Annotated in this window: 22 protein-coding genes; 11 read left to right on the forward strand and 11 right to left on the reverse strand. The window is 69.5% G+C overall.

Annotated elements, in window-relative coordinates:
• Positions 1–54: 54 nt before the first annotated feature.
• Positions 55–1,305: a glycosyltransferase family 4 protein gene (locus JOD60_RS16025; protein ID WP_198159071.1), complete on the reverse strand. Its 1,251-nt coding sequence runs from the start codon at positions 1,303–1,305 to the stop codon at positions 55–57.
• A 73-nt stretch (positions 1,306–1,378) separates the two neighbouring features.
• Between JOD60_RS16025 and JOD60_RS17250 the strand changes: the two genes are divergently transcribed.
• Positions 1,379–2,695 (forward strand): O-antigen ligase family protein, encoded by a 1,317-nt coding sequence (locus JOD60_RS17250; RefSeq protein ID WP_076691591.1) that lies wholly within the window; start codon positions 1,379–1,381, stop codon positions 2,693–2,695.
• Positions 2,692–3,843, forward strand: a complete 1,152-nt coding sequence (locus JOD60_RS16035) for a glycosyltransferase family 4 protein (RefSeq protein WP_076691592.1) — start codon at positions 2,692–2,694, stop codon at positions 3,841–3,843. The genes JOD60_RS17250 and JOD60_RS16035 overlap by 4 nt, the downstream gene beginning before the upstream one ends.
• On the opposite strand, the gene JOD60_RS16040 is transcribed toward JOD60_RS16035, so the two are convergent.
• From JOD60_RS16040 to coaA, 6 genes are all read right to left on the reverse strand, one after another.
• The gene (locus tag JOD60_RS16040; protein WP_076691593.1) at positions 3,813–4,424 is read right to left on the reverse strand and encodes an arsenate-mycothiol transferase ArsC; all 612 of its coding nucleotides are present in this window, start codon (positions 4,422–4,424) and stop codon (positions 3,813–3,815) included. The genes JOD60_RS16035 and JOD60_RS16040 overlap by 31 nt on opposite strands.
• Positions 4,421–6,091 carry a polysaccharide biosynthesis tyrosine autokinase gene (locus JOD60_RS16045; protein WP_076691594.1) on the reverse strand — a complete coding sequence of 557 codons (1,671 nt, stop codon included), beginning with the start codon at positions 6,089–6,091 and terminating at the stop codon, positions 4,421–4,423. Before JOD60_RS16045 ends, JOD60_RS16040 begins: the two co-directional genes overlap by 4 nt.
• Positions 6,092–6,170: 79 nt before the next feature.
• Entirely contained in the window at positions 6,171–6,962 is a 792-nt protein-coding gene (locus JOD60_RS16050; protein ID WP_076691595.1) for a phosphatase PAP2 family protein, read from the reverse strand.
• On the reverse strand, positions 6,959–8,173 hold the full coding sequence (locus tag JOD60_RS16055) for a glycosyltransferase (protein WP_232321644.1): 1,215 nt from the start codon (positions 8,171–8,173) through the stop codon (positions 6,959–6,961). The genes JOD60_RS16050 and JOD60_RS16055 overlap by 4 nt, the downstream gene beginning before the upstream one ends.
• Entirely contained in the window at positions 8,170–9,936 is a 1,767-nt protein-coding gene (locus tag JOD60_RS16060; RefSeq protein WP_076691596.1) for a DUF4012 domain-containing protein, read from the reverse strand. Before JOD60_RS16060 ends, JOD60_RS16055 begins: the two co-directional genes overlap by 4 nt.
• 1,767 nt (positions 9,937–11,703) lie before the next feature.
• Positions 11,704–12,657, reverse strand: coding sequence for a type I pantothenate kinase (gene coaA, locus JOD60_RS16065; RefSeq protein WP_076691597.1), 954 nt, complete (start codon positions 12,655–12,657; stop codon positions 11,704–11,706).
• A gap of 59 nt (positions 12,658–12,716) precedes the next feature.
• Here coaA and JOD60_RS16070 point away from each other — a divergent pair, with 59 nt between their 5' ends.
• Together JOD60_RS16070 and JOD60_RS16075 are read left to right on the forward strand one after the other, a co-directional pair.
• On the forward strand, positions 12,717–13,658 hold the full coding sequence (locus JOD60_RS16070) for a Ppx/GppA phosphatase family protein (RefSeq protein ID WP_076691598.1): 942 nt from the start codon (positions 12,717–12,719) through the stop codon (positions 13,656–13,658).
• A gap of 141 nt (positions 13,659–13,799) precedes the next feature.
• A complete protein-coding gene (locus JOD60_RS16075) occupies positions 13,800–13,994 on the forward strand; it encodes a hypothetical protein (RefSeq protein WP_157127976.1) in 195 nt (64 codons plus the stop codon).
• Between the two features lie 197 nt (positions 13,995–14,191).
• Here the strand turns inward: JOD60_RS16075 and glmM are convergent, their stop codons facing one another.
• The 4 genes from glmM to JOD60_RS16095 all read right to left on the reverse strand — a co-directional run bounded on the left by glmM (position 14,192) and on the right by JOD60_RS16095 (position 17,334).
• On the reverse strand, positions 14,192–15,535 hold the full coding sequence (glmM, locus tag JOD60_RS16080; RefSeq protein ID WP_076691599.1) for a phosphoglucosamine mutase: 1,344 nt from the start codon (positions 15,533–15,535) through the stop codon (positions 14,192–14,194).
• Between the two features lie 6 nt (positions 15,536–15,541).
• A complete protein-coding gene (rpsI, locus tag JOD60_RS16085; RefSeq protein WP_076691600.1) occupies positions 15,542–16,027 on the reverse strand; it encodes a 30S ribosomal protein S9 in 486 nt (161 codons plus the stop codon).
• A 27-nt stretch (positions 16,028–16,054) separates the two neighbouring features.
• The gene (gene rplM / locus JOD60_RS16090; protein WP_076691601.1) at positions 16,055–16,501 is read right to left on the reverse strand and encodes a 50S ribosomal protein L13; all 447 of its coding nucleotides are present in this window, start codon (positions 16,499–16,501) and stop codon (positions 16,055–16,057) included.
• A 479-nt stretch (positions 16,502–16,980) separates the two neighbouring features.
• Positions 16,981–17,334, reverse strand: a complete 354-nt coding sequence (locus JOD60_RS16095; protein ID WP_076691602.1) for a CPBP family intramembrane glutamic endopeptidase — start codon at positions 17,332–17,334, stop codon at positions 16,981–16,983.
• Positions 17,335–17,368: 34 nt separating this feature from the next.
• On the opposite strand from JOD60_RS16095, the gene JOD60_RS16100 reads away from it, so the two are divergent.
• The 7 genes from JOD60_RS16100 (at position 17,369) to JOD60_RS16130 (ending at position 26,213) form a co-directional block, all read left to right on the forward strand.
• Positions 17,369–18,880 (forward strand): amidase family protein, encoded by a 1,512-nt coding sequence (locus JOD60_RS16100; RefSeq protein ID WP_157127978.1) that lies wholly within the window; start codon positions 17,369–17,371, stop codon positions 18,878–18,880.
• Positions 18,881–19,000: 120 nt separating this feature from the next.
• On the forward strand, positions 19,001–20,407 hold the full coding sequence (locus tag JOD60_RS16105; RefSeq protein WP_076691603.1) for a UDP-glucose dehydrogenase family protein: 1,407 nt from the start codon (positions 19,001–19,003) through the stop codon (positions 20,405–20,407).
• Between the two features lie 109 nt (positions 20,408–20,516).
• The gene (locus JOD60_RS16110; RefSeq protein WP_076691604.1) at positions 20,517–22,439 is read left to right on the forward strand and encodes a hypothetical protein; all 1,923 of its coding nucleotides are present in this window, start codon (positions 20,517–20,519) and stop codon (positions 22,437–22,439) included.
• Positions 22,440–22,701: 262 nt separating this feature from the next.
• The gene (locus tag JOD60_RS16115; protein WP_076691605.1) at positions 22,702–24,036 is read left to right on the forward strand and encodes an HNH endonuclease; all 1,335 of its coding nucleotides are present in this window, start codon (positions 22,702–22,704) and stop codon (positions 24,034–24,036) included.
• Positions 24,037–24,178: 142 nt separating this feature from the next.
• A complete protein-coding gene (locus tag JOD60_RS16920; protein WP_232321645.1) occupies positions 24,179–24,880 on the forward strand; it encodes a peptidase M23 in 702 nt (233 codons plus the stop codon).
• A 137-nt stretch (positions 24,881–25,017) separates the two neighbouring features.
• The gene (locus JOD60_RS16125) at positions 25,018–25,296 is read left to right on the forward strand and encodes a hypothetical protein (RefSeq protein WP_076691606.1); all 279 of its coding nucleotides are present in this window, start codon (positions 25,018–25,020) and stop codon (positions 25,294–25,296) included.
• Between the two features lie 74 nt (positions 25,297–25,370).
• Complete coding sequence (locus JOD60_RS16130) at positions 25,371–26,213, forward strand: hypothetical protein (RefSeq protein WP_076691607.1); 843 nt, start codon at positions 25,371–25,373, stop codon at positions 26,211–26,213.
• The last annotated feature ends 7 nt before the right edge of the window (positions 26,214–26,220 follow it).

A 26,220-nucleotide genomic window follows, 5' to 3' on the forward strand; every position in this document is an offset into this window, starting at 1 on the left:
TCCCCCCAGACGTTCCCCAACGACGCTTCCCCACGAGACGCCGTGTGTTGGATACTACCGTGCGGTCGTCCCGCCGTGTGATCGGATTTCACACGGTCGCCGGGCGCCGCGGCCGCGCACCGCATTCGTCCATGCCTCCTGCACCGCCACCGCGGTCTGCGCGATCGTGAAGCGATACTGCGCGTCCTGTCGCGCCCGCGCCACCATGTATGACACCTCACGCGGATGGGTCAGCACCCACTCGATCGCACGCGCCAGGGCCCCCGGGTCGCCGGGTGGCACGAGGATGCCGGTATGGGTGCGCCGCACGCCGTCGGCGATGGGGTCGCTCGCGGCATTCGGCGCCAGGATCTCGGGCACGCCGCCTGCGTCCGTCGCGATCACCGGAACCCCCGCCGCCATCGCCTCGACCACAACCTGCCCGAAGGGCTCGGGCACCGGCGAGGCGTGTACGAGCACACGCAGGCGCCGTAGCTGCCGCGGCACGTCGTCGACCCAGCCGGTGAATTCGACGCGGTCTCCGATGGGCGACGCGGCCAGCTCCGACCGCAGCGCCTGTTCGACCGCGGCGTCTTCGAACAGCGCCGCGCCAACGATGCGGAAGGGGATACGCGGGTGCCGCAGCGCCACAGCCTCAGCGGCTTCGAGGAATTCGCGCTGCCCCTTGGTCGCGCTGATGCGCCCCACGATTCCGACGGCGCCGCGGCGGCGCCCGAGCGCCCCTCGGAACGCCGCGGCGGGCAACCCGGGGTAGGCCACGCGCACCCGGCGGCGCGCGCCGCGCCCTGCGGTGGCGGCGGTGGCGCGCGAGTTCGCGACGATTGCCCGTGGTCCGACCACCGCCACCATGCGCAGTACAACGACGACCGGAGCCGGCAAGTAGTCCGACGCGAGACGATCGTGCAGGTGCCACACCCACGAGCGACGGGAGAGGAACGCCGCCACCGACACGACAACGGCCGCCTTGAGCGAGTTCGCGACCACGAGGTCGGCCTGAACGCCGACGACGTGCCGGCGGAGGGCTCCCGCGAGCCGCAGCGTCGCGACGCCGTGACGCGCGACGCTCGCTGCCGAACCCGCTTCGTCGCGCGTGACCCGCGTGACAGCGCCGGCGGCGAGCACCTCCACCTCGACGCCGCGCACGCGCAGCGCGTCGACGAGCGCGCCCTCGGCGAAGGTGACGACCGACAGCGCGAACCGGTCCCGGTCCACGGCATCCAGCAGTCGTAGCATCGCCGCCTCGGCCCCACCGATCTCTGCGGTATGTGTGACCAGCAGTATTCGCACGGCGCAATCATCCGACATTCCACGAACTATAGCTGTGCGGAATCCGCCGACCCCTCCGGCAACCGCGGCGCACGGCTTACCATGTGATCTTGTGGGGGGACATCTGACGACGCAGCGACCCGCGACGACCGCACGGTTGGTCGCCGGCATCGCCGTTCTCTGCGTGCTCGGAGCCGTTTCCGGTGCCCTCGCCGTCGCGGCCCCCGACTTCGCACTGCCAGTCGCGCTGGTGGCTCTGCTCGTCGCGGTCGCGTTCATCGACCTGGGCCTCGTGCCGGTGCTGGCGGTGCCGGCCACGATGATCATGAACCGAGTCGGTCCGATGAGCGTTTCGGACTTCGTGCTCGGCGGAGCGACACTGGTCGCTCTACTCATGATCCGCGGCAAAGGGGCCGTCACGTTGCAGCCCCTGCTGTGGTGCGGGGCCGCCTACATCGTCCTCACCGCCCCGCAGCTGATCCTCAACTCCTACGCGGCCAACGTGATCGAGTGGGTGCACGAGATCGTTCTCGTGCTCGGCAGCATGGTGGTCGGCTTCGTCGTCGGGCGCGAAGGCCGCGCGCGGCTCGCACTGTCCGCGTATGCGCTGATCGGGGTCGGTATCGCGGTGGCGACGATGGTGAGCGCCGTCGCCAATGGTTTCGGTCCGGTGTACCTCGGAATGCTGCACAAGAACTCGATCGGCGGCATCCTGCTCGTCGCCGCGCTGATCGTCTTCGCCAACCCGCCGTGGCTGGGGTGGAAGCAGCATTGGGCGTACGCGGCCTTCCTCCTCTGCGGCGTCGGCATGCTCGCAGCGCAGTCCCGGCAGGCGCTGATCGGCACCGGGATCGGGGTGCTGATCATCGGGCTGCGGCCCCGGTTCCACAACGGCAAGCGGTCTCGTCTCATCTGGTTCATGCTCATCCCGGTGGCAGTGTTCGTCATCACCGAAGTGCGGGATCAACTCGCCGCCGACGACCAGTTCAACTCGTCCGCCCAACGACTCACCTGGTATGAGGACTCGATCAAGGTGTGGCTGATGTCTCCACTGTTCGGCGTCGGCCACCGGTGGTGGGTCACCGGGCACACCGGGTACTCCGGCTTCCAACCACCCAACGCCGAGCTCGAGGTCCTCACGACGGTCGGCATCATCGGATTGATCGGGTTCTTCGCGATGTTCGGGGGCGCGATCTGGATGCTCGCGCGCATGAACCCCGTGTATGGCACCATCGGGCTGGCGATCGTGGTGGCCCGGCTCGCCCAGACACAGTTCGACCTGTACTGGGTTGCCGGGCAGTCCTCTATCCTGTGGATCGTCGCCGGCATCTGCTATGGCGTGCAGGCGCGCGATGCCGCCACCGGTGTGACGTGGAGACCGCACCCAGTGCAGACCCTGTTCCGCCGCACCGACCGGGTGCGGACGTGACCGATCGGATCGCCCACGCTCTCACCCCGGGCGACCACTTCTCGCCCCGCACCGGGTCGGCGATCCCGACCGTCGTGCACGGGCTGGCGGGCGCCGCGGCCGATGAGCGGACGCCGCGCTACACGCACCAGGTGCTCGTGGATGCCGACACCTACCGCCCGCGGTACTCGACGGCATCCGCGATCGAATACCTGGCCGCCGCGCCGCCGTCGCGCGCCGCCCGCGCCCGCGACGTGCTCGCCGGGCGGCTCGGGCTGCCGCGCATGGACGCCGCACGCGTGTATGCGCCGCTGGTGGCGGCGCTCGAACCGGTACCCCCGTCCGTCGTGATCGCTCACAACGCCCCCGTCCTGCCGCGGCTGCTCGAGCGCACCGCCCACCGCACGGTGCTGTATGCGCACAATGACATCCTGCGGACGGTCACGCGGGCCGAGGCGCGCCGCTCTCTGGATGGGGCGGCGGCCATCGTGTGCGTCAGCGCCGACCTGGCCGACGTCACAGCCGACCGTCTGCCGCCGATGCTCGCGGGGCGGGTGCGGGTCGTCGATAACGGGGTCGATACGCGGCAGTTCACCCCGCCGGTCGTCGCGTCACCCGGTGACCGCCTGCGGGTGCTGTTCGTGGGACGTACGATCGCCGACAAGGGTCCGGACGTGCTCCTGCAGGCCGCCCTCCTTCTGGATCGGGACGACCTCGAGGTGCACATCGTCGGCAGCTACGGCTTCGCCCGCGACGCAGCGCTCTCCCGCTATGAAGAGGGCCTGCGCCGCCAGGCGGCCGATCTGCGGGTGCCGGTCGTCTTCGAACCGTTCGTCGACCGGGCGCTGCTGCCCGACCTGCTGCGAACGGCGGACGTGTTCGTGGCACCGTCGCGATGGCGGGAGCCGAGCGGTCTGACCATCGGCGAGGCGCTGGCCACCGGGCTGCCGGTGATTGCCAGTCGTGTCGGAGGCATTCCAGAGGTGCTCGGCGATACCGGCATCCTCGTGCCGCCAGACAATCCGGCAGCACTTGCCGAGGCGATCGCCCACCTCGCCGACGACCACGCCGCCCGCGCCCGTCTCGCGCGGGCGGCACGCGCACGCGCCGAAGCCCGCGACTGGTCGCACTCGTGGGGTCAGCTGCGCGCCGTGCTCGACGTGCTCTGATCTCGGGGCAGCGCACTGCTCGGGGTCGGTGTTGCGAGCGCATCGACGACGATGCGCAGGTGGGTGTCGAGCTCGGTCGCCATCCGTCGCCACGCACGCGCCGGTGATCCCATCGGGTCGGCGACGTCGTCGGCGGGGTCAGCACCGATGACAGTGTGCCGCGGCCGGTCCAGTCCCGCGTCGAGCCACCCACCAACGGTCGTGCGGGGCGGACGAGGATGAGCGGGAGCCCAGCGGGTGAACTGCTTCAATGTGAACAGGCGCGGCCAGATGTCGTCGCGCTCGATGAGCAGATCGCGGGCCTGGTCGCGCCCCATCGTGAGGATCAGGTCGTAGCGGTCAAGCTGCGCGGCATCCACCTGTCTGCTGCGGTGATGCTCGAGATCGAAGCCCAGCTTGTGGGCGACCGCGCGACCGGTGGCGGGCGTGGAGTTCCCGCCGGGCAGCAGCCCCGCGGAGGAGAAGTGGATGCCGCGCGCGGCTCCCAATCGTGTGGCGATGGCCTGCGCGAACGGGGACCGGCACTGATTGGCACGGCACACCAGCAGCACCTCCGCACGGGGCGTGGTGGTGGTGGTCACGCCGTCTCCTGCGGCCTGACGCCGAGAGCTCGACGCCCGGACACTTCAGGGACCGTGACCTCACGGATGCGGTCGCGCTCGGGGATTAACACCTCACCATCGGAGTCGGGATCGTGCTCGGTCTCGTCGGAGTCGTCGCGCCCGCGGGAGGCGCCGCGCTGCAGATAGTAGACGGCGTACGTCTTGGGCAGTTTGCGCGTGCCGCGGTTGACCACCACACCCAACACCACGCCGCCGGTGGCCTCCAGCCCGCCGACGGCCTCGGTCAGCAGCGTCCGATCGGTGCGGCGCACCGAGGCGATCACGACCGCACCGTCGCTGTGCGCCGTGAGCAGCGCTGCATCGGCGAGCCCCATCGCGGGCGGCGAATCGATCACGACCACGTCGGCGAGGTCCCGCAGATGTCCGAACACCCGGGCGAGGCGGGGACCCGCGAGCAGGTCGGCGGGGTCGATCGGTTCCGCGCCCGAGGGCAGCACCTGGAGCCCCGGGTAGTCCGTCGCGTTGAGCCGACTGGCAACGTCGTCGATAGTCGGATCTCCTTCCACCCCCTGCTTGTCGAGCAGTTCGGCCAATCCCTCGCCGTCGGCGGCATCGCCGAAGTAGCGGCTCAGGTCGGGGCGACGCAGGTCTCCACCGACGACGATGACCTTCTTGCCGGCGCGCGCCCACGCCAGAGCGAGGTTCGCAGAGACGAACGACTTGCCGTCGCCCGGCTCGACGCTGGTGATGACGACGACGGACTGCTGGCGCGGGACCAGCACTTGGATGCTCGCCCGCAGCGACCGCAGTCCCTCGCTCAGATCGGTGCGCTGGCGTCCGGCCACGGGCAACGGTGGGTCGAGCCGGCGCACCGACCGATCCCAGCCGAGCTCACCGAGACCGGGAACCCGCGTCAGCCGTTTGATCTCGTCGATGCTGCGCAGGCGGTTGTCGAACTGGTCGCGGATGAGCACGACGCCCATGCCGAGCACGAGCCCGGTGACGATCGCCAGCAGCAGCGTCGTCAGCACGCTGGGATCGGCCGTCACCCCGGGGGTCGGCTCCCGCACGACCGACGTCGGGTCGGCGGCGGCGGTCAGCTCGTCGATCGCCGATTGCGTCATGCTCATACGCGAGAGCGCGAGAGTCAGATTCGTCGAGGCGATGACGTTCTCGGGGTTCGCCGTGAGTTGCCGCTGCAGCTCCTGCGCCTGTTCGATCGCCGCCTGATGCCGTTGGGTCAGGGTCGACAATGCGGTGTCGACCTGGGTGACCACGTACGCGCTGTAGGCGGACATGACCGCTGCGGCGCGCTCCTGCGAGACTTCGGGCGACATCCCCTGCGCGGTGATGTAGAGCCTGCCGGTGCTTGCGGTGTCGTCGAGGCTCGCGCTGACCGCGCTGGTCAGCACCTCTCCCGACGGCTCACCCAGCGCGCTCGCGGCGGCATCGAGGACATCGGGCGACGTGACCGTCTCGACCTCGAGGTCGACCACGACGCCACCGATCTCGCCCGTGCTCGTGGCGTCGGTGACGAGGGTGTTCAGCCGCAGCGATCCCTCGGAGGTGTACGTCACGTCGCGGATAGCGAGGTAGCCCGCCGCCGCGGCGGCGGCCACGGCCGCGACGAGCGCCACCATCCATGCACGCTTCCACAGCACGTTCAGAATTTGTCGCAACGTCATCGCCGCCCACCCCCCGGTTCAGGCTCCACAATAGACGACCTATCGCCGCACGCCGTGTGGGCATCGGAGTCCGCTCGATTCATGCGGCGACAGGCGTGGGCTCGGGACGCACGCCCGGCTCGATCGCAACGGCGATGAGCGCCGCAACGACGGCGCTGAAAACCAACGCGTCAAGCAAGCGCGGTCCGTCCGCGATGCGCACTCCCACGGCGAGAAGCGCAAGCGCAGCGACCGCGAGCGCTGTGACCGCGGGGGTGGCCCGCGCCGCGCATCGCATCGATCCGGCGGTGCGCGTGGCGGCGAGCGCCGCCCAGGCCGCGAGCGCCCCGGCCAGCAGCACTCCACCCACGACGTCACTCGCGCGGTGGGCGAACGCGGCGAGCGACCCGATCGCAGCGAGCGCAGCCAGCGTGCCGGCGGCCGCGGTGATCGCCCGCCGCGGCGCCGAGGCGGGCAGCAGGATCGAAATCCCGACCACAGCCATGACGGCCACGGCGGCGTGACCGCTCGGGAAGGTATTGAAGTCGTAGGCGTGCGTGCCGTAATCGGGGCGCACGAGCAGTACGTCGCGGAGCAGAAGATTCCACAAAGCCGCCATCAGGACTCCAGCCAGCGCGACGATCGGCCCGACGAAGCGGCCGCGCACGACGGCGATCACCATGCACACCAGCATCCCGGCCAGCAGCATCACCGGTGCAACGTCCCTCGCCCACGCGAGCGGCGCGACTACCCAGATGGGCCACTCGCCGAACCAGCCCAGCGATGCGGCATCCCACCGCTGACCGATCGGGGTGAGTACCGCGAACGCGCACAGTGCGGCGAGCGCGGTCAGGAACACCGCACTGCGCGCGACGCTCCCGCGCCAGGTCATGCCCGCGCGCGCTCCTCTTCAACGATGGTTTGCAGGCGGGCGATGAAGCGGCTCTCGCAGAACTTCTCAGCCTGGGCGAGAATGGCCTGCTCGCTCCACCGCGTGTCCAGCATTATCGCGACGGCCTCGCCGATGCTCTCTCGGGTCGGCTCCTCGAAGAAGATCCCCGTCTGTCCACCCACGACGGTATCGAGATAGCCCCCGGCGTGAAGCGCCGCGGTCGGTTTGCCGAAGGCGGCCGCTTCGACCGGTGACAGCCCGAAGTCCTCATATGACGCCGCGACCAAGCCCGCACAGTTCTCGTACAGCCAGCGCAGCTCGGCATCCTCCACCCGTCCGGACAGATGCGTGCCGCCCACACGTGCGGCGAGCGTCTCCAGGCGCGCGCGCTCGGGACCGTCTCCGACGATGACCAGTTCGACGTCGTCGAGACCTGACACCGCCTCAATCACGTGGTGCACATTCTTATAGGGCAGCAGCCGCGCGACGCACAGAACAAATCGCTTGCCCTCCACCGCGCGCATCGGACGGGCGGGACCCGACCGTGTGAACGTCGCCGGCGGCGGCGCGACCACCTCGGCCTCGATGTCGTACACTTCGCGCACGGCGTGCTGGATGACGGTCGAGTTCACGAGATACCGGTCGGCGGTGAGTGCTGCTGCGTGATCCCACTCACGCAGGTGACGCCCCAGCGCGACGTCGGCCAACGTCACGAGGCGGCGGCGAAGACCCCGCGAGCCATTCTCGCCGGGGACCCCCGCGTACCGGTCAGTCTGATATAGCCACCGTGCGGGAGCGTGGCAGTAGACGATTTTGCGCCCCGTAGTCGGGATGCCGTGGGCCCAACCGCTGGAGCTGGCCAGGAGCACCTCTGCGTCGACGCGGTGACGGGTGACCTCGCGTGCGAGGAAGGGCAGAGCAAGACGGTGGTTGTGCCGCAGCACCGTGAACCTATTGAGTCGCATCGGCTGAATATCGAGCGCGGCGAAGTCAGGGAACGTCGTCCGGGGCTCATAGAGGCTCGTGTGCACGGGCGCGCCGCGGAATGCCCGCTCGATGCTGAGAACGACTCGCTCGGCGCCCCCGCGCTGGGTGATGTAGTCGTGGGCCAGAGCGATCGAGGGCGTCTGCCGAACATCACGGCTTGTCGCGCTCATGTTCCGACGGGGCCGCACGCGACCTTCCGTCTCGCGGATGAGTTCGACGGTCATGGGCAGACCACCTTCCGTTCAGTGATCTCTGGCTCGATGAGCAGTGGAGTATGGACGATTCGGGGCGAGGCCGCGAGTTCCGATGGCACGGTGAAATGGAACTCGATGACGGTCGCCTGCCCTGGTCCGAGGACAACCCCCTCTGTCAGCTGTACGGCGCCGGCAAGCGTTGTATCGACCGGCGACCCGGGTGCGCCGTCGACGCGTACAGCTCCGACGAATGCACCCCGTGGCCCCGTCACGGTGACGAGAGTCCCGATGTCGCCCGGGGCGATGCCCGCGAGCCCCTCCCCCGTCATCCGACCGGGAAGGGTCTCGGCGGAATCGGCCGGCGCTGTGCTGGTCAACGTGACCCCCACGACGACGTCGGCAAAGCCATCCGGACGACACACCGACGATCCAACCGAGACCGCCACATCGAGGAAAGTCCCCATCTTCGCGCCGGTCATATCGTTGAAAGCGATGCTGAAGATGTCCGGGGCGCTCTGCTGGCGGACGGCGAGCCCGCCTAAGGGTGTCGTGACGATGAGGTCCTGCTCCGCGGCGTGGGCGCTCCACAATGAGATGCGACCGTCCGCCGCGGGCTGCGCCAAAGCGTCAAGCAGATGAAGTGGATCGATGTCGGACGTCGTCAGCGCCTCGAACACGACTGCCAGCGCGCGCTGGAACAGATCATCTTGCTGATCGGCGGATAGCTCGATGTACGGGTCCACAAGCAAGCGCGTTATGACATTCGCCGAAGAGAGCTCCTGGCCGTCGACTTCCAGGGGTCCCGTGACCTCGAGCAGGGCGGCGAGCACGAGCGGGTCTACCGACACCACCGCATCTGGAACCGCTCCCTCCGCCCGAGCCCACCATGCTGATGAGAGACGAGCGGTGAGGTCGAAGTCATCGGTCATCGTGGTATTCATCACGAAGTGCCCGATCTCGCCGCCGAACATCTTGGTCAGCTCAGTGGGAATCGCGATGTCAACCGCGCGGCCGTTGTCGAAGTCGGCTGAACTACGTTGCGTCGAAAGAGTGAGATGACCATCAACCGCGCGCACCTCCGCAAAAGCGCTGACGATCCCGCCTGCGGACCGCAGCTCGGTGGGGTTCTGCACCATGAGCAAAATCCGCCGCTCCCCGTCTGCTCCGAGCAGGGCCGGCCCAATCGCGCTGGTATCCGCCAGCGCTTGCACGGTAGGAGCGAGACTGCGCACCATCTCGTCGAGCTGGTCGATGCCCGATGCCAAGGGGGGAATCAGATCAGTGCGATCCAGGCGGGCGAACTCGGACGATGCGTTGTGGAGGGTTTCCGCTGCGGTACGCAGAGGCTCGGCCGCGGTGCGCAGCATCGCGACATCAACCACACGGTGATCCTCGTCTGATGCTGAGAACTGCTCTGAAAGATCAAGCAGCGCACCGGCGACATCGCGCAGCGCGGCGTCGAGTTGAACAGATGCCACGCGGGCGCCCGCCAGATTGGGGCCGAGGTAGGGCAGAAATTCCACGCCTCGCCAGACCGGATCGCTGCTTGCCCGCGCCGCCGCGGCGGCGTGGACCTCAACCGCGTCCATGGCGTCACGCATCGCTGCGGCATCACGACCTTCGAGCGCGGCACGCACGTCGGAGGTGAGCGCGGACGCCGCTTTGAGCTCGGTCATCACCATGACGGCGCGAACCCCGACCCATGCGGCCACGCCGGTGGCAAGCAGCAGCGCAAGCACCCCCGTGGTCACCCAGACGCGGCGGAGTCGGGTGTGCATGCTGGCGGAAGCCATGAGGCGCCTCAGCCGTGCAGAGATCGGCAGACAGCCGGCGCGTCGGTGCGTTCGAGTCGGTGACGCACCTGCGACCGACTCGACCCACGCCGACGAAATACCGAGTCGGTCGACGCCGATTCAGTGTGTGGTGTCGTGCGCGACACCGACAGAGAGTTCCCCCGCATGCTTCAGCCCCCCAAGGCTGCGGGTGCGCCGAGACGCACCGCGTTCCCCAGATAGGGGTTGCCGCGCGAGTGTTTCCACCCGCGGAGCAACCGCCTGTCCCCCCGGGCGCGGAGTGGCGCGTTCGTTTCCCCGATGCGCGGCGCGCGCGCAGTCAAATCCCCAAACGCGCGTCATCCGCGCGATTTAAACTTCCCCAGTAACGGTTCGTTCCCACACGAACCGTTCTGCTGAACATATACCGTCGAAGCTTCGTGAGCAACAGTCATCATTGACATCCGTGGAGTGAATTCTGTGAGCAGAGAGAAGTTTCGCTCTTACGCCTATGCTGACCTTGTCCGCTAAAGCTGACGGACACGGGGACGGCGGTTGGGGATCGCCACAAGGCTACTCTGGGGGACGCATGAATGTCCGTTCGCAGAACATCGGGGACTTGCCTGCTCCTGACCTGTTCGTGGGTCAGATTGTCGCGGTGCGACCTCTTAGCGCTCTCGCTGCAGAGCAAGCGGAGGATTCACTCGTGAGTGCGGTACTGGCGGGTCGCGACAACATTCACGCGACTACTTCTGGGACTCCACAGCTCGACGCCAGAGCTTTTCGCTCCTTACATACGCCGCATACCGCGGGATCCTCTCGCTGGGGCATCATGAGATCGATGTGTCCGTCGAACCGCTCGAGCCTGCCACGCCTCTCGATGCCGCGGTTTTCCGAATCATTTCGCTCTCGGGTCGGTCGCTGACAATCGCTCAATCAGGGACTCCGCCGGGTCCCGACAAGAACTGATCCGATTTCTCAGAGCTTGCGCCGCAGCAATGACTCGACGGTTATGGTTATGGCCACGTCGGCAAGGAGCCGAACGCGTCGGCACGCTCCCCGCGAAGACGACGAGCGCGCCTCTCGGCGCGCTGTATGTGGTGAGCTGGTGCGTCGTCGTACCCAGCCACCACGGCATCGCCGCCGTCGGAGAGGCGATCGGGCGTCGACCCCACCCTCGTCGAAGGTCGGTTCAGTCCCGCCGTGCGGTATCCGTCGTCAACATCCTCGTTGGACTCGACGCCTCCCCGCCAGGTGGGCGGGGATGGCCACCCCACCCCGCGCGTCAAGACGCAGCGCTTCGCTGCGGACGCGCGAGGCGGGGCGATCGATGGTGGTACCGTCCGTCGGAAATGCGTCGACGACCGAGGTGCGCGCGCCCCCGCGCACACGCCTCAAAGACGCCGCCGCAACGACGAGATTGTGTCGGTTCCCCATACTCGTTCCCCCATATACCCGCCGCGTGAGTAAAGCGCGACGAGCGTTTTGTATCGATCGCTTGGCCGAAGCCGATCCGCCTCCCCCAAAGACGCGGATACCGATCGATGTCCCCAGCGCAACTATAGGCTCACCGAAGGTCGTCGCGCCACACTCAATCTCGACGGATGCCGTGCACGCCGTCTCGGGGAGCGGAACCCTTGACCGTCGCCCCCATCGTCCAGGCAACTGCCGATATGTCGTCGCCGAGCGCCGCTATCCTCGCGCAGACGCGTGTGGCATGTGGTGATCCGCGCGAGAGGGGTGATTCGACGTCGGGCGCGCGGGCCAGCGCATCTCCGCGAAACCTGCTCAGAGCTTCCGCAACCGCACCGTCTCGACGGCATGGTCGGCGGCCTTGCGCAGCACGAGGGTGGCGCGATGCTTGGTCGGCTCGACGTTCTCGCGCAGGTTCGGCAGGTTGATGTCGTTCCAGTAGCCCATCGCGGTCTCGACGGCCTCGGCATCCGACAGCTCGGCGAAGACCTTGAAGAACGAGTTCGGGTTGCTGAAAGCACCCTGCCGCAGCGCGAGGAACCGGTTGACGTACCACTGCGCGATGTCGTCCTCGTCGGCATCCACATAGATCGAGAAGTCGAACAGGTCGCTGACGGCGACGTCGTTGGGCGTGGGCGGCGGCGACAGCACGTTCAGGCCCTCGACGATGACGACGTCGGGCCGACGGACGGTCACGTGCGCGTCGGGCATGATGTCGTACCGGACGTGCGAGTAGAACGGCGCCCGGGCCTCAGCGGCACCCGATTTGACCTCGGTGAGGAAGCTCACGAGCGCGCGGCGGTCGTACGACTCCGGAAAGCCCTTGCGGTGCATGATCCCGCGGCGCTCGAGCTCGGCATTGGTGTACAGGAACCCGTCGGTGGTGACGAGCTCGACCCGCGGCGTCCCCGGCCACCGGCTCATGAGTTCGCGCAGCAGGCGCGCGATGGTCGACTTGCCGACCGCGACCGAACCGGCGACCCCGACGACGAACGGCGTGGTGGAGTCGGCCTCCCCGAGGAACGCCGCCGTCTCGGCGCCGAGCCGCTTGGTGTTCTCGGCATACGTCGACAGCAGCCGGCTGAGCGGCAGATAGACCTCGCGCACTTCGGTGAGATCGAGCCGATCGCCGATGCCCCGCAACTGCACGACCTCGGTCTCGGTGAGCGGGTTCGGGATGCCGGGGGCCAGCCGCGCCCATTCCGAACGGCCGACCTCGCGGTACAGCGAATCGACCGGGGTCACAGTGTCGGCGTCGTCGGTGGACATCGCGCCCACTCTACCGGCGCGCGATCTGCGGGCGCGCGGCGCGCCAGTACGCTGAACGCATGCGTCTGGGAGTCCTCGACATCGGCTCGAACACGGTCCACCTGCTCGTCGCCGACGTCCACCCGGGCGGCCGGCCGCTCGCGACCACGAGTCAGCGCACCGTGTTGCGGCTCATGCGCTACCTCGAGCCCGACGGCTCGATCAGTGAGACCGGCGTGCAGGCGCTGGTGGATGCCGTGACGCAGGCCCGCGAGACCGCACAGGCCGAGAACGTCGCGGAACTCCTCGCCACCGCGACGAGCGCCGTCCGCGAGGCGACGAACGGCGCCGACGTCATCGCCCGCATCGAGGCCGCGCTCGGTCAGGACCTGCAGGTGCTCGGCGGCGAGAGCGAGGCGCGGTTCACGTTCCTCGCGGTGCGCCGCTGGTTCGGGTGGTCGGCGGGGCAGATCCTGCTGTTCGACATCGGCGGCGGTTCGCTGGAGCTCGCCGCGGGAGCCGACGAGCTGCCGGACGTCGCGGCATCCGTCCCCCTGGGCGCCGGCCGCACGACGGTGGAGTTCCTGCCGCTCGACCCGCCCGGCGAGGACGCCGTCGAGGTCCTGCGCGCGCACGCCCGCGCGACGCTCGCTCCGGTGGCGGAGATGATGGCCGATCAGCCGCGCCCGAGCCACGTCGTCGGCTCGTCGAAGGCGATCCGGTCGCTCGCGAAGCTCGCCGGGTATCCGGTGCCGGGGTGGAGCGGGAGCGAGCGGATGCTGCTTCCGCGCGGCGCGCTCGGCTCGTGGATTCCGCGGCTCGCCCGCATCCCGGCATCCGCCCGGCAGGAGTTGCCGGGGATCACGCCCGACCGGACGTTCCAGATCGTCGCGGCCGCCGTCGTGCTGCAAACGGCGATGACGGTGCTCGACGTCGATGAGCTCGAGGTCTCACCGTGGGCGCTGCGCGAGGGTGTGCTGCTGCGCTACATCGAGTCACTGAGCTGGAGCGAGCCCGCCTGACCACGCGCGGTCCGCGCTGGCGCTCAGGCTTCGATATGCGCTAGCGTCGGCACACGGGGGATGCGGCTGTGGGAGCCGCCTGGGAGTCCCCCGCGTGTGAGCGGAAGCGTGCGAGCCTCTGGGGGAGCCATGCATGGGGGATTGTCGTCTGTCTGGGCAGTGGTCGCGGGGACGGGCGCGGATGGCGCGCCGCCGTCGGCCGATGTGTGGAGCGACGTGGTCGCGTGGATGGGGCGCAGCGATGCCGCCAGCGGGGGCGTCGCCCTGGCCACGACGCTCGTCGCGTGCCTGCTCGTCGCCGTCATCCTGAGGTTGCGGCGGCGCTCACGCTGGTGAGCCCCGCGTGTTCGCGACCGACCGCGCCACCCGGTCGCCGAAGTCGTCACTTCCGCGCCGAGGTCGCCACTTCTTCGCCCAGGTCGTCGGCGACCTCGCGCACAACCCGGCAACCTCGCGCACGAACCGGCGACCTCGCGACAGACGCCCGCGGCCCAGCGACCCCGCGCACCCGCGCACCCGCGCACCCGCGCGCGTCAGCCGCGGACGACCGCGGCGAGCTGGTCGGCGATGCGCTGGGCGTCGTCGTGCGACGCCGCTTCGACCATGACGCGGACCATCGGCTCGGTGCCCGACGGACGCAGCAGCACGCGGCCCGAGTCGCCGAGCTCCGCCGACGCCGCCGCGACGGCAGACGCCACATCCGGGTCGGTCGCGCGCGTCCGCTCGACGCCCCGCACGTTCACGAGCACCTGCGGAAACACCGTCATGACCGATGCGAGCTCTGCCAGCGAGCGCCCCGTCCGCGCCATCTCGGCGCACAGGTGCAGCCCGGTGAGCACCCCGTCGCCGGTGGTGGCGTAGCGGCTCATGATGACGTGGCCGCTCTGCTCGCCGCCGAGGGAGAACCCGCCCTCGTTCATGCGCTCCAGCACGTAACGGTCGCCGACCCCTGTCGTCTCGACGTGGATGCCGTGTTCGGCCATCGCGCGGTGCAGCCCGAGGTTGCTCATGACGGTGGCGACGAGCGTGTTCGAGGCGAGCTGGCCGCGCGCCTTCATGGCGACCGCGAGGATCGCCATGATCTGGTCTCCGTCGACCACGGTGCCGTTCGCGTCGACCGCGAGGCACCGGTCGGCGTCGCCGTCGTGCGCGATGCCGACGTCGGCGCCGACGCGCACGACCTCCGCCGCGAGCTTGTCGAGGTGCGTCGAGCCGACGCCGTCGTTGATGTTGATGCCGTCCGGGTCGGCCCCGATGACGGTGACCTTCGCGCCGGCGTTGCGGAACGTCTCGGGCGAGACGCCCGATGCCGCACCGTGCGCGCAGTCGAGCACGACGTGCAGGCCGTCGAGGCGATGCGGGAGTGAGGCGAGCAGGTGGATCGCGTAGCGGTCCTCCGCGTCGGCGAAGCGCACCACGCGGCCGACGTCGCCGCCGGTCGGGCGCAGCTTCTCACCGGTCATCGCCTCTTCGATGCGCTGTTCGACGAGGTCGGGCAGTTTGACGCCGCCGCGCGCGAAGATCTTGATCCCGTTGTCGGGAGCGGGATTGTGGGATGCCGAGATCATGACCCCGAAGTCGGCGTCGATGTCGCCGATCAGGAACGCCGCCGCCGGCGTCGGGAGAGTGCCGGCGTCGAGCACGTCGACGCCGGAGGAGGCGAGGCCGGCCTCGACCGCGGCGGAGAGGAACTGCCCCGAGATGCGGGGGTCGCGCGCGACGACGGCGGTGAGCCGCTTGCCGGCGGCCTTGCGCGCCTCGGCGATACGCCCCTGGCCCAGGACGACAGCAGTCGCCTGGGCCAGGGTGAGCGCCAGATCAGCGGTGAGGGGGCCGTTCGCGAGACCCCGCACACCGTCCGTTCCGAACAGCGCCATGAAGCTTTAGCGCTTCGAATACTGCGGAGCCTTGCGGGCCTTCTTGAGACCGGCCTTCTTGCGCTCCTTGACGCGCGCGTCACGCGAGAGGAAGCCGGCCTTCTTCAGGGTCGGGCGGTTGTTCTCGGCGTCGATCTCGTTCAGCGCACGCGCGATGCCCAGGCGCAGGGCACCGGCCTGGCCCGAGGGGCCGCCGCCGGAGATGCGGGCGATGACGTCGTACGCGCCGGCGAGGTCGAGCACCGTGAACGGGTCGTTGATCAGCTGCTGGTGCAGCTTGTTCGGGAAGTAGTCCTCGAGCGTGCGGCCGTTCACCGTGATGGTGCCGGAGCCGGGGACCAGGCGCACGCGGGCGATGGCCTGCTTGCGGCGGCCCACGGCGGCACCGGGAACCGACAGCACCGGGCGGGGCGCGGCCGCGGCGGGGGCGGCAGCGCTCTCGGTGGTGTAGCTCTCGGGGGTCTGGTCGATGGAGTCAGCGATCTGAGCCATGAGTTGTCCTTATATCTCTCGGCGCGCTTACTGGGCGACCTGGCCGAAGGTGTACGGGGTGGGCTGCTGGGCCGCGTGCGGGTGCTCGGCACCGGCGTAGACCTTCAGCTTCGACAGCTGCTGGCGACCCAGGCTGTTCTTGGGGAGCATGCCGCGGACGGCCTTCTCCACGGCGCGGACCGGGTTCTTCTCGAGAAGCTCGGCGTAGCTGGTGGCCGTGAGGCCGCCCGGGTAGCCGGAGTGGCGGTAGGCCATCTTCTTCTGGAGCTTCTGACCGGTCAGGGCCACCTTCTCGGCGTTGACGATGACGACGAAGTCGCCGGTGTCGATGTGGTTCGCGAAGGTGGGCTTGTGCTTGCCGCGGAGGATCGCGGCGGCGTGCGAGGCGAGGCGTCCGAGGACGACGTCGGTCGCGTCGATGACGACCCACTCACGGGTCACTTCACCGGCCTTGGGGGTGTAGGTGCGCGTCACAGTAGTGCTGCTTTCTGATCGAACGGAGAGGTTCGTGAATCCCACTCCGGGGTGGTTCCTGCGGAACACGCCAGTGGAGGGCTCACGTTCGGTGTCGGCACGTCCGGCCCGAGCGAATCGGGGAGCGGACGCACCAAAGGGATAGTCTACGTCATCCGGATGCCGCGGCCAAACTCACCGACCGACGCCCGCCCCGCGCCTCACCGGGCGCCGGGGGAAAGCCGGAGGGCCGAAGCCGGCAGAAAGCGTGCTTCAGCCCCCCGGAGGTGTTCGCACGCGGGGGGACGGCGAACACCGAGCCGGTTGTGCGGGGGACACATCCGGGGGTCGTGGTGCTGCGCGTCGGAGTTCGGGCTCCGGTGCAGCATGTCGCGGTTGAACCGCGGCCTGAAGGAATGCTACCGGTTCGTGGGGGCGATTCCGACCACCTTTTCCCGGGCGTTTCCCGACCCGCTTCCGCCCACCGGCATCCCGCGCCCTCACACCAGCAGAAGTGCGATGCCCGCCGCGTTGAAGAGGACGTGTGCGACGACGCCTGCCGCGATGCGACCGGTGGCCGCGGTGAGCACACCCGCGCCGACACCGACCAGGAGCGGGGCGAGCACGGCGCCGAGCGGAACAGCTCCCCCGTAGGGAACGGCGTGAAGCCCGACGAATGCGATCGTCGTGACGCCGATCGCGACCGCGGCCGCGGCGCGGCTCGGCAGCAGCGGCCGCGCGGGGCGCGTGAGCAGCGCCTGGAGGGCGCGCTGCACGGCGCCGCGGAAGAACAGCTCCTCGACGATCGGAGCGAAGAGCACGACGGCGATCGACCTCGACGACGACGGCGCCATCACCGTCGCCGACCTCGCGGGCCTCTCCCACCGCATGATCTACGACGACGGCCCCTTCGATCTCGTCGAGGCCCCCACCCTCGACATGCAGGCCGCGATGAACGCCGGCGTCACCACGTCGGTGAAGATCACACAGGCCTACATCGACCGCATCGCCGCCTACGACCGCACGGTCGCGCCGGGCGGCACCCGTCCGCTGAACTCGATCATCACCGTCAGCGACGTCGCCCTCACCGCGGCGGCCGCCGCCGACGCCGAACGCGCCGAGCACGGCATGACCAGCCTGCTGCTGGGCGTGCCGATCGCGCTGAAGGACAACTACGACACCGCCGACATGGTCACCACGGGCGGGTGCGGATGCTGGAACGACAACCAGACGTCCACCGACGCGTTCATGGTGAAGGGGCTGCGCGACGCGGGGGCCGTCATCCTCGCAAAGGCGTCGCTCGATGAGTTCGCCTACGGCTTCGTGTCGGAGTTCTCGTCGTTCCAGCAGCCTGGGTCGACCCTGCTCGTCGCCTCGCCGTATGACACGTCGAAGACGGCCGGTGGCTCGTCGGGCGGCACGGGCGCGGCGATCGCCGCGAACCTCGCCGGCATCGGCTTCGGGACGGACACCGGTGGCTCCATCCGCGTGCCGTCGGCGTACAACCAGCTCGTCGGCATCCGCCCGACTGTCGGGCTCGCGAGCCGCGACGGGATCATCCCGCTCGCGCTCTCGCAAGACACCGGCGGCCCCATCGCCCGCTCCGTCGTCGACGCGGCCGTCGCGCTCGACGCCGTCGTGGGCGTGGATCCGGCCGACGCCGTTACCGCACGTCAGGCCGGACTGGTGCCCGACTCGTACACGTCGGAGCTGTCGGACACGGCCCTGCAGGGCGCGCGCATCGGATACCTCCCGTCGATGGTCGGGAGCAACTCCGCCACCGCGGGACTGTTCACCCAGGCACGCGCGACGCTCGAGGCGCAGGGCGCCACGGTCGTGGAGCTGACCGCGCCGACCGGCTTCAGCGCCGTGCTGAACGAGGGGTCCGGATCGACGAACGAGTTCCTGCATGACCTCAACATCTACGTCGAGAACCACCTATCGCCCGACGTCGCGCAGCGGACGCTGCAGCAGATCATGGACAGCGGCAACTACGTCACGTCGCGCCGGTCGGTGTACCAGCAGCGCAACGCCGTGACGGATGCCACGTACCAGGCGTGGGCGGGCCCGACCGGGTCGCACACGCTGCAGCTGGCCGCCGGCAAGACGCTCGTCACGCAGCTGATGGACGACAACGACCTCGACGCGATCATCTACCCCTCGACGAACGCGTACGGGACGATCGGCACCAATATGCGTCTGAGCCCCAACTCGGGGATGCCGGCCGTCACCCTGCCGATGGGTACGACGGGCGCGGGTCAGGGCGGTGCGGCGGTCGGGGTGAACCTCGAATGGCTCGGCCGTGACTTCTCGGAGGGCGTGCTCCTCGGGCTCGCGTACGACTTCGAGCAGGCGACGCACTACCGCACCACACCGACGCTGTACCCCGCGCTCGGCTGAGCTTCGCGCGAGCCGCGGCCCCGGCATCCTGTCTCGACGACGGATGCCGCGGCCGTTCGGTGTCGCGGGTGGGGTTGGGGCGGGGCGGGGGCGCGGTGGGGCGCCGGTAGGCTCGGCCGTATGCGTCTGTCTGTCATCGGCTGCGGGTATCTGGGGGCTGTCCACGCGGCGGCTATGGCGTCCATCGGACACGAGGTCGTCGGCATCGACGTCGACGCGCGGAAGATCGAGGCCCTCTCCAAGGGGGAGGCACCGTTCTTCGAGCCGGGGCTGCCTGAGATCCTCGCCGAGGGCATCGCGTCGGGGCGGCTGACCTTCACGACCGACATGTCCGCGGCATCCGGAGCCAAGGTGCACTTCATCGGCGTCGGCACCCCGCAGCAGAAGGACGGCTACGCCGCCGACCTCACCTACGTGAACGCTGCGGTCGACGCTCTCCTGCCCTACCTGTCGCCGGGCGACATCGTCGCCGGCAAGTCGACTGTGCCGGTCGGCACCGCCGCCGAGCTCGCGCCGCGGATCGAGGCGGCAGGGGCGACGCTCGTGTGGAACCCGGAGTTCCTGCGCGAGGGGTTTGCGGTGCAGGACACCATCGACCCGGACCGGCTGGTGGTCGGGGTCGCGGGGGGTGTGGGCGTTTCGTCTCGCTTCGCTCGCTCAACGACCGGAGAGGGGGACGCGGGCGGTGGGGGCGTTTCGTCTCGCTCGTCCCTCGCTCGCTCAACGACCGGGGAGGTGGACGCGGCATCCGTTCTTCGTGAGGTGTACGCACCGGCCGTCGCGAAGGGCACGCCGTTCATCGTCACCGACCTCGCGACGGCGGAGCTCGTGAAGGTCGCGGCCAACGCGTTTCTCGCGACCAAGATCAGCTTCATCAATGCGATGGCCGAGATCGCCGAGGTCACCGGCGCCGACGTCACCCAGCTCGCCGACGCGATCGGGCACGACGTGCGGATCGGGCGGCGATTCCTGGGTGCGGGCATCGGGTTCGGCGGCGGATGCCTGCCCAAAGACATCCGCGCCTTCAGCGCCCGTGCCGAGGAACTCGGTCGCGGCGAATCGGTCGCGTTCCTGCGCGAAGTCGACGAGATCAACCTGCGCCGTCGCGATCGAGCCGTGCAGCTCGTCGTCGATGCCCTCGGCGGACAGGTGTTCCAGAAGAAGGTCACTGTGCTCGGCGCCGCGTTCAAGCCCTACTCCGACGACATCCGCGACTCCCCCGCGCTCGACGTCGCCGTCCGTCTGTACGGGCTCGGCGCGCAGGTCACCGTCACCGACCCCGAAGCCATCGACAACGCCCGCCGCGCGCACCCGCAACTGACCTACGTCGCCGATCGCGACGAAGCGATCCGCGACGCCGACGCGCTCGTACTCGTCACCGAGTGGGACGAATACCGCCGCGAACTCGCACCCTCCCACGCGTCCACGCTCACCGCCGGCCGTGTGATCGTCGACGGCCGCAACGGCCTCGACCCCGCCGCCTGGCGCGCCGAGGGGTGGACCTATCTGGGGATGGGGCGGCCGTAGCGGGTGGTGTGCCTCAGCGGCACGAGTTGACGCCCGATCCGGCCCGGAGCGTGTCCGGCGACGCCAATATGCTTCACCCAGACGATGCCGTCCGAGGGGAGGCGACGCAATGGGACGCATACGCAGGTGGCTGCGCATCCACCGCAAAGGGGCGCGCGTCTTCTGCACCACCGCTGCGGTCATTCCTCTTACACTCCTCGCCATCGGGTTCGCGGCACGGGTCGCCGCGGACAACCCTCCGCGGTTAGCGCCCGGCGTCGCAGTCGCGACACCGCTGCCATCCGCCACGGCGACTGTGCACTCCGTCATCGAGGTGGACGCGCCATCGAGTTGGATCGTCGTACTGGCCGTGATCATCCTCATCGCCGCGATCGGCCGCGTCGCAATCACCGACAAGAGGCTCGGCGCGGGCGACGTGTCGGTCGTGACCGAGCGCCGAGACCGGGAGTCTGCGCTCAAGAACGAGCTCGCGCAACTCTCCGACCCCGACGCGCAGCGCCGCAAGGACGCCGAGCTGCACGCGCTGCTGCAGCGCCGTGTGGGCGTCGCGACGAGCGCCGCCACCGAACGCGTGGCCCAGATCATCAGCACGCGCGACCCCTCGGCATCCAAGGCCTCCCGACTCTGGCACGGCCTCCGATCCGCCAGTGACCACGACCCCGCCGCGCAGGGCGCCATCATGCTTCTGGCGCGCGCCGTCGTCGCCCCGGCATCCGTGTTCACCCGGGTGAGCGAACGGCGAAGCCTCCAAGACGAGCATGCCGCGGTGACGCTGACGCGCACGGTCGACGGGACGGAGCCCATGAAGGATCTGGTGCTCGTCCCCGTGCTGCACGTACCCAAGGGCAGTCTCGTCGGCTCGATGACCGTCACGATCGACGACAAGCCCGGCCGCACGCTGCCGATGAACATCGGACGGGGTGTCGTCCTCCGCGCCCTGGACTACCTCGCCGACGCCGCTGTTGCCGACGGCCTCGCCTCGCGAAGCGACATGGACGAATGCGTGAGGGCAGCAGCACCGCTGATCGTCGCCGACCTGCCCTCCGTCGAGGCCGAGCGGATGGCGGTACTCAGCGCGCTGAAGGCGGCGACGCGACATCCCCGGACGCGTCGATCCCTTCCTCGGCATCGAACCCTTCTCACGTGGATTCGCTCACTCATCGACATCGCGATGGCCGCTGACGTGGTGATCGCGGTCGTCGAGGATGGATGCGCCGCAACGCACAAGATCTCGGTGGCCTACGACGAACCATACGGAAAGGCCATCTCGTGGGCTCGCCGCTTCGTGGGTATCGGGCGATCGGACTTCAGCGTCGACCTGCGCCGCGCCGCCGAAGCCGACACCTACCACCTCGACATCCGCACCGAATCGTCTACCTACTTCGAAGAAGCAGCGGTCGTCTTCGCCGGCGACGAAGGCGACACCCCGAGCGACACCGAACTCGTCCACGTCGCGCCGTTGCGGGGAGATGCGCACGCCCACGTCCACATCCGCTCTTTCGGCGACTGGGTCCGCCGACACGACGGAGGCGCCTCGGTCGCGGAGACGCCGAAACTGAACATCCGCATGCGGGAGCGTCCCCCCGGGCTCATCGGAGCGACGTTCGCCCTGTCACTCTGGATTTTTCTCCTCACCTGGACGATCGCCTACTTCCATCCCGTCCTCTTCCCGGCCGTCTCGGGTGCACAGTCGGCCTGGACCGCGCTCGTCCTCGCCGCTCCGGCGCTTCTCACCGGCTGGCTCCTGTCACGCCTCAACGCCGAGGCCATGCGCTTCATGTCGGCATCCGCGTTCGCGCTCATCGTATGGCTGTCGATCGACGTCGCCGCCGTGGTCACGATCAGCGCCCTCACGCTCAGCGGCGCCGCGTTGGCGCCTTGGACACTGATCGACGGGATCGTGGTGCTGCAGCATCCGGAATGGGCGATACTGCTGTTCCTCACCCTGACGCACCTGTGCGCGAGTGCCCTACTGTTCGCAGGCAGAGGACTGCGTTACGCTAGGACCATCAAGGAAGGGTTGCCCCAGTGACTACTCCGTCTCAGGCTCGTCGCAAGCAACGCACCCGAAGAACCACCCCTGCATCCGGGACCATTGCGGAGCAGTTTCCGTCGTACACCCCACTCGGATCCGATGGACTCCTCTACGTGGCGACGGTCCCCACCAGCGTTCAGGATGCCGATGAGTTGTCGGCACACTTGATGAAAGTCACTTCGGCGCACTGACTGAAGGTCCCTTCTTCACCTGTGGATAACTTCCACGAGTGTCGGAGCTCTGTTCTACAGTCGAAGGTATGGACAACACCCGGCTCGACGGCATCGCGGCGGCGCTCGACGCGCTGGCTGCCGCCGGTGGTGGGCGCTCTCCTGAGGTGCTGACGCCCGCCGAGCTCGTCGCCGTGAACAACGCGTTCGGAGCGCTCAAACGGCAGGTCGACGCCGCCTTCACGCCCGTGGCCGCCGAGATCGCGCGGCAGTCCCGTGTCGAACTCGGCAAGGACTCGCTCGCGAAGAAGCAGGGCTTCCGCTCGCCGGTCGCCCTCATCCAGGCGACGACCGGGTCGACGGTCGGCGAGGCGATGAAGCTCGTCCAGGTCGGCGAGGCCACGGCGCCGCGGATGTCGCTGACCGGCGAGAGCCTGCCGGCGAAGCATCCGCACGTCGCCGACGGTGTGACCTCGGGCGGGCTGGGGGTGACCGCGGCATCCGCCATCGTGTCGCTCCTCGACCGGGTCGCGCCGCGCACCGCACTCGCCGACCGCGACGAGGCCGAGCGCAAGCTCGTCGCCCTCGCGCCCGGACTGCGTGCCGATGAGCTGGCGCGGCTGATCGCGCGCACCGAAGCGTTCCTCGATCCCGACGGCGTCGAGCCGCGGCACGAGGAGGCGCGCGCCGAGCGCCATCTCGACATCATCGAGCGCGACGGCCGCCTGCGGTTCTCGGGCGAGGTCGACGTGGAATCGGGTGCTCCGATCAAGGCGGCGATCGAGGGGATCGTGAGCCAGACGCTCCGGCGCAACCACGACGCCGACGATGCGACGCGCGACCAGCGCTCGATCAAGCAGATGCGGGCCGACGCGCTCGTGGCGATCTGCCGGCACGCGATCGGGTGCGAAGAGCTGCCCACCGGGCCGACGACGACCGTCATCGTGCAGATGACGCTCGACCAGCTGCGCACCGAGATCGGGGCGGTCACGATCGACGGCATCGACCAGCCGATTCCGGCCGGTGCGGTGCGGCGGCTCGCGTGCGATCTGCAGGTGATCCCGGCGGTGCTCGGCAGCGAGAGCGCGGTGCTCGACTGGGGGCGTGACAAGCGGGGATTCACCCGGGCGCAGAAACTCGCCATCGCCCTGCGCGACCAGGGCTGCGCCTGCTGCGGGGCACCCCCGTCGTGGACCGAAGTGCACCACATCCGCTGGTGGAAACGACACGGAGGCCGAACCGACCTTTCCAACGGAGTGCTCCTGTGCGTCGCGTGTCACCATCGCCTGCACGACGACGGCTGGGAGATCGAGGTCGACGGAGTCGGGATCGACGCCCGCGTCTGGTTCATCCCGCCACCCTGGATAGACCGGGATCGCACGCCACGTCCCGGCGCACGCCAACGCTGCAGCATCGCCGCCTGATCGCGAGGGCGGGGGCGGATGCCGGGGTGTGCGCGGGCGCGTGGATGCTGGGGCGTGGATGCTGAGGTGCGGGCGATGGGCGGGGCGACGAGGCGCGGGCGCGGGCAGGCGCCACCCAGACGGGGGTGACACAATGCCCGGCATGGCGCGATCGGCACCCGCACGCTCACGGCGCCCGCCGGCTCGGACGCGCGGCAGCGCGGAGGCGCGACGCACGGCATCCGCTCGACGTGCGGCGGCCGCCCGGCGCGCGCGGGCACGGCGCAGAGCGTGGCGTCGCACGGCGATCATCGCGCTGCCGACGATCGCACTCGCGCTGGTCATCGCCGGGGTGATCGCGATCTTCGCCGGGTTCGTCCCGGGCGGCCCGTGGTCGCCGGAGGGCGACGCCCCGGCATCCGCCGAGTACACCCAGGAGCAGCGCGACAACGCCGCCATCATCGTGAGCGCCGGCCGGGATCTCGGCCTCTCCGAGCGCGACCAGACCATCGCCGTCATGACCGCCATGGGCGAGTCGTCGCTGCGCAACCTCGACTACGGCGACTGGGAGACGAGCGGCGTCACCAACCCCGACGGCTCGCGCACCACCTCGATCGGCCTCTTCCAGCAGCAGGACGGCTGGGGCACCCGCGACGAGCGCCTCGACCCGTACACCGCGGCCGTCCTCTTCTACCGTGCGATGGTCGCGCGGGTGCCCGACCGTGACAGCCTCGAACCCACCGAGGTCGCCCATCGCACGCAGATCAACCGCGACCGCGACCACTACGCCCCGTACTGGCCGCGCGCGGTCGCCCTGATCGCGGCGCTGGACGCCGACCGCAGCGACGCCGACCGCGACGGGTGACATCCGCGGCGCCACGCCCTCTCCATAACCAGCGATCTGCCACACCTGTCCACCGATCGACGTCGATCCGGCATCCCTCCGCCCCTCCAGACCTACGGTGGGATGACAACATCGCAAGCCTGGCGGAGAATAGGAGCGTGTTCACGTCAACCGAGACGATCGCCGTGATCGTCAGCGCCGCGTCGCTGCTGCTCGGCTTCTTCGGCGCGTTCGGATGGCTGATCCACCGCATGGACGCCCGATTCGACCGTGTCGACGAACGGTTCCATCGCATCGACCAACGATTCGACCGCGTCAGCGAGCAATTCGACCGGGTCGGCGAGCGCATCGATCAACTCCAACGGGAAGTGGTCGAGGTGAAGATCGGACTGGCGCGCATCGAGGGACCGGAGCGCCGCATCGTCCCCGCGCGCTGAGCGAGCCCTCCTCGAGCAGCAGCCCGCAGCGAGATGACGGGGTGCCCGTCGGAGACGGCGGCTACCGTGAAGGCATGTCCTCGCTCGACCCCTCGACCTCGCTGCAGCGCACCTACCGGTACCTGCGCATCGGCGTCGCGGGCATGGTCGTCGTCATCTTCGCGTCGATCGGGGTGGCGGCGGCATCCGTTGGCTGGCTCACCTCGCTCAGCGACTACTACTACACGTCGGCGCGCACGCCCTTCGTCGGCGCGCTCATCGCCGTCGGCTTCGCCCTGCTCGCCCTCTCGGGCCGCGGCCTCGAGCGCGGGCTGCTCGACGCGGCGGCGCTGTTCGCGCCCCTGATCGCCCTCATCCCCACGACCCTCGCACCCGGAACCGTCGCGGGCGTCGAGGCGCCGTGCCGGTTCCGGTGCTTCCCGCCGGCGTTCGAAGCGGATGCCGCGAACGGCATCGCCACCTACCTCATCGCCGGCACGGTCGTCGTCATCGTCGCCGCACTGCTCGTGATGCTGCGCCAGGTGCCGGTCGGCTCCTTCGCCGTCAGCGGCGGGGTCGCCATCGGCGTGCTCGCCGCCGTCGGACTTTCCTGGGCGTTCGCCCGCGACTGGGTGCTCGCGCAGGGCCACTTCGTCGCGACCATCGCGTTCTTCGCACTGTTCGCCCTCGTCGCCGTGCTCGCCGCGTTCCCGCGCCGCAGCGACCCGCCCGCCCGCGTGTTCCGCGCGCTCTACATCGTCATCGCGGTGCTGCTCGTCGCCGTGCTCGCCGCGTACATCGCGTTCCTGCCGCAGGCCGACACCCTCGGCATCCCCCTCGTGCTCGTCGCCGAGGCCGCCGCGCTCGTGCTGTTCAGCGCTTTCTGGATCGTGCAGGGCATCGAGAAGTGGGACCTCGCCAACCCCTCGCTGCGGTGACGGCGCC

The sequence above is a fragment of the Microbacterium aurum genome, from assembly GCF_016907815.1.
GTDB classification, from domain to species: Bacteria; Actinomycetota; Actinomycetes; order Actinomycetales; family Microbacteriaceae; genus Microbacterium; species Microbacterium aurum.

What these genes read in the sequence shown, in the direction of transcription:
- JOD60_RS16025 (WP_198159071.1), bottom strand. Translation starts at nt 1,305, where the DNA reads ATGTCGGATGATTGCGCCGTGCGAATACTGCTGGTCACACATACCGCA.
- JOD60_RS16045 (WP_076691594.1), bottom strand. Translation starts at nt 6,091, where the DNA reads ATGACGTTGCGACAAATTCTGAACGTGCTGTGGAAGCGTGCATGGATG.
- JOD60_RS16050 (WP_076691595.1), bottom strand. Translation starts at nt 6,962, where the DNA reads ATGACCTGGCGCGGGAGCGTCGCGCGCAGTGCGGTGTTCCTGACCGCG.
- JOD60_RS16055 (WP_232321644.1), bottom strand. Translation starts at nt 8,173, where the DNA reads ATGACCGTCGAACTCATCCGCGAGACGGAAGGTCGCGTGCGGCCCCGT.
- JOD60_RS16060 (WP_076691596.1), bottom strand. Translation starts at nt 9,936, where the DNA reads ATGGCTTCCGCCAGCATGCACACCCGACTCCGCCGCGTCTGGGTGACC.
- coaA (WP_076691597.1), bottom strand. Translation starts at nt 12,657, where the DNA reads ATGTCCACCGACGACGCCGACACTGTGACCCCGGTCGATTCGCTGTAC.
- JOD60_RS16070 (WP_076691598.1), top strand. Translation starts at nt 12,717, where the DNA reads ATGCGTCTGGGAGTCCTCGACATCGGCTCGAACACGGTCCACCTGCTC.
- glmM (WP_076691599.1), bottom strand. Translation starts at nt 15,535, where the DNA reads ATGGCGCTGTTCGGAACGGACGGTGTGCGGGGTCTCGCGAACGGCCCC.
- rpsI (WP_076691600.1), bottom strand. Translation starts at nt 16,027, where the DNA reads ATGGCTCAGATCGCTGACTCCATCGACCAGACCCCCGAGAGCTACACC.
- JOD60_RS16095 (WP_076691602.1), bottom strand. Translation starts at nt 17,334, where the DNA reads ATGGCGCCGTCGTCGTCGAGGTCGATCGCCGTCGTGCTCTTCGCTCCG.
- JOD60_RS16100 (WP_157127978.1), top strand. Translation starts at nt 17,369, where the DNA reads ATGATCTACGACGACGGCCCCTTCGATCTCGTCGAGGCCCCCACCCTC.
- JOD60_RS16105 (WP_076691603.1), top strand. Translation starts at nt 19,001, where the DNA reads ATGCGTCTGTCTGTCATCGGCTGCGGGTATCTGGGGGCTGTCCACGCG.
- JOD60_RS16110 (WP_076691604.1), top strand. Translation starts at nt 20,517, where the DNA reads ATGGGACGCATACGCAGGTGGCTGCGCATCCACCGCAAAGGGGCGCGC.
- JOD60_RS16115 (WP_076691605.1), top strand. Translation starts at nt 22,702, where the DNA reads ATGGACAACACCCGGCTCGACGGCATCGCGGCGGCGCTCGACGCGCTG.
- JOD60_RS16920 (WP_232321645.1), top strand. Translation starts at nt 24,179, where the DNA reads ATGGCGCGATCGGCACCCGCACGCTCACGGCGCCCGCCGGCTCGGACG.
- JOD60_RS16130 (WP_076691607.1), top strand. Translation starts at nt 25,371, where the DNA reads ATGTCCTCGCTCGACCCCTCGACCTCGCTGCAGCGCACCTACCGGTAC.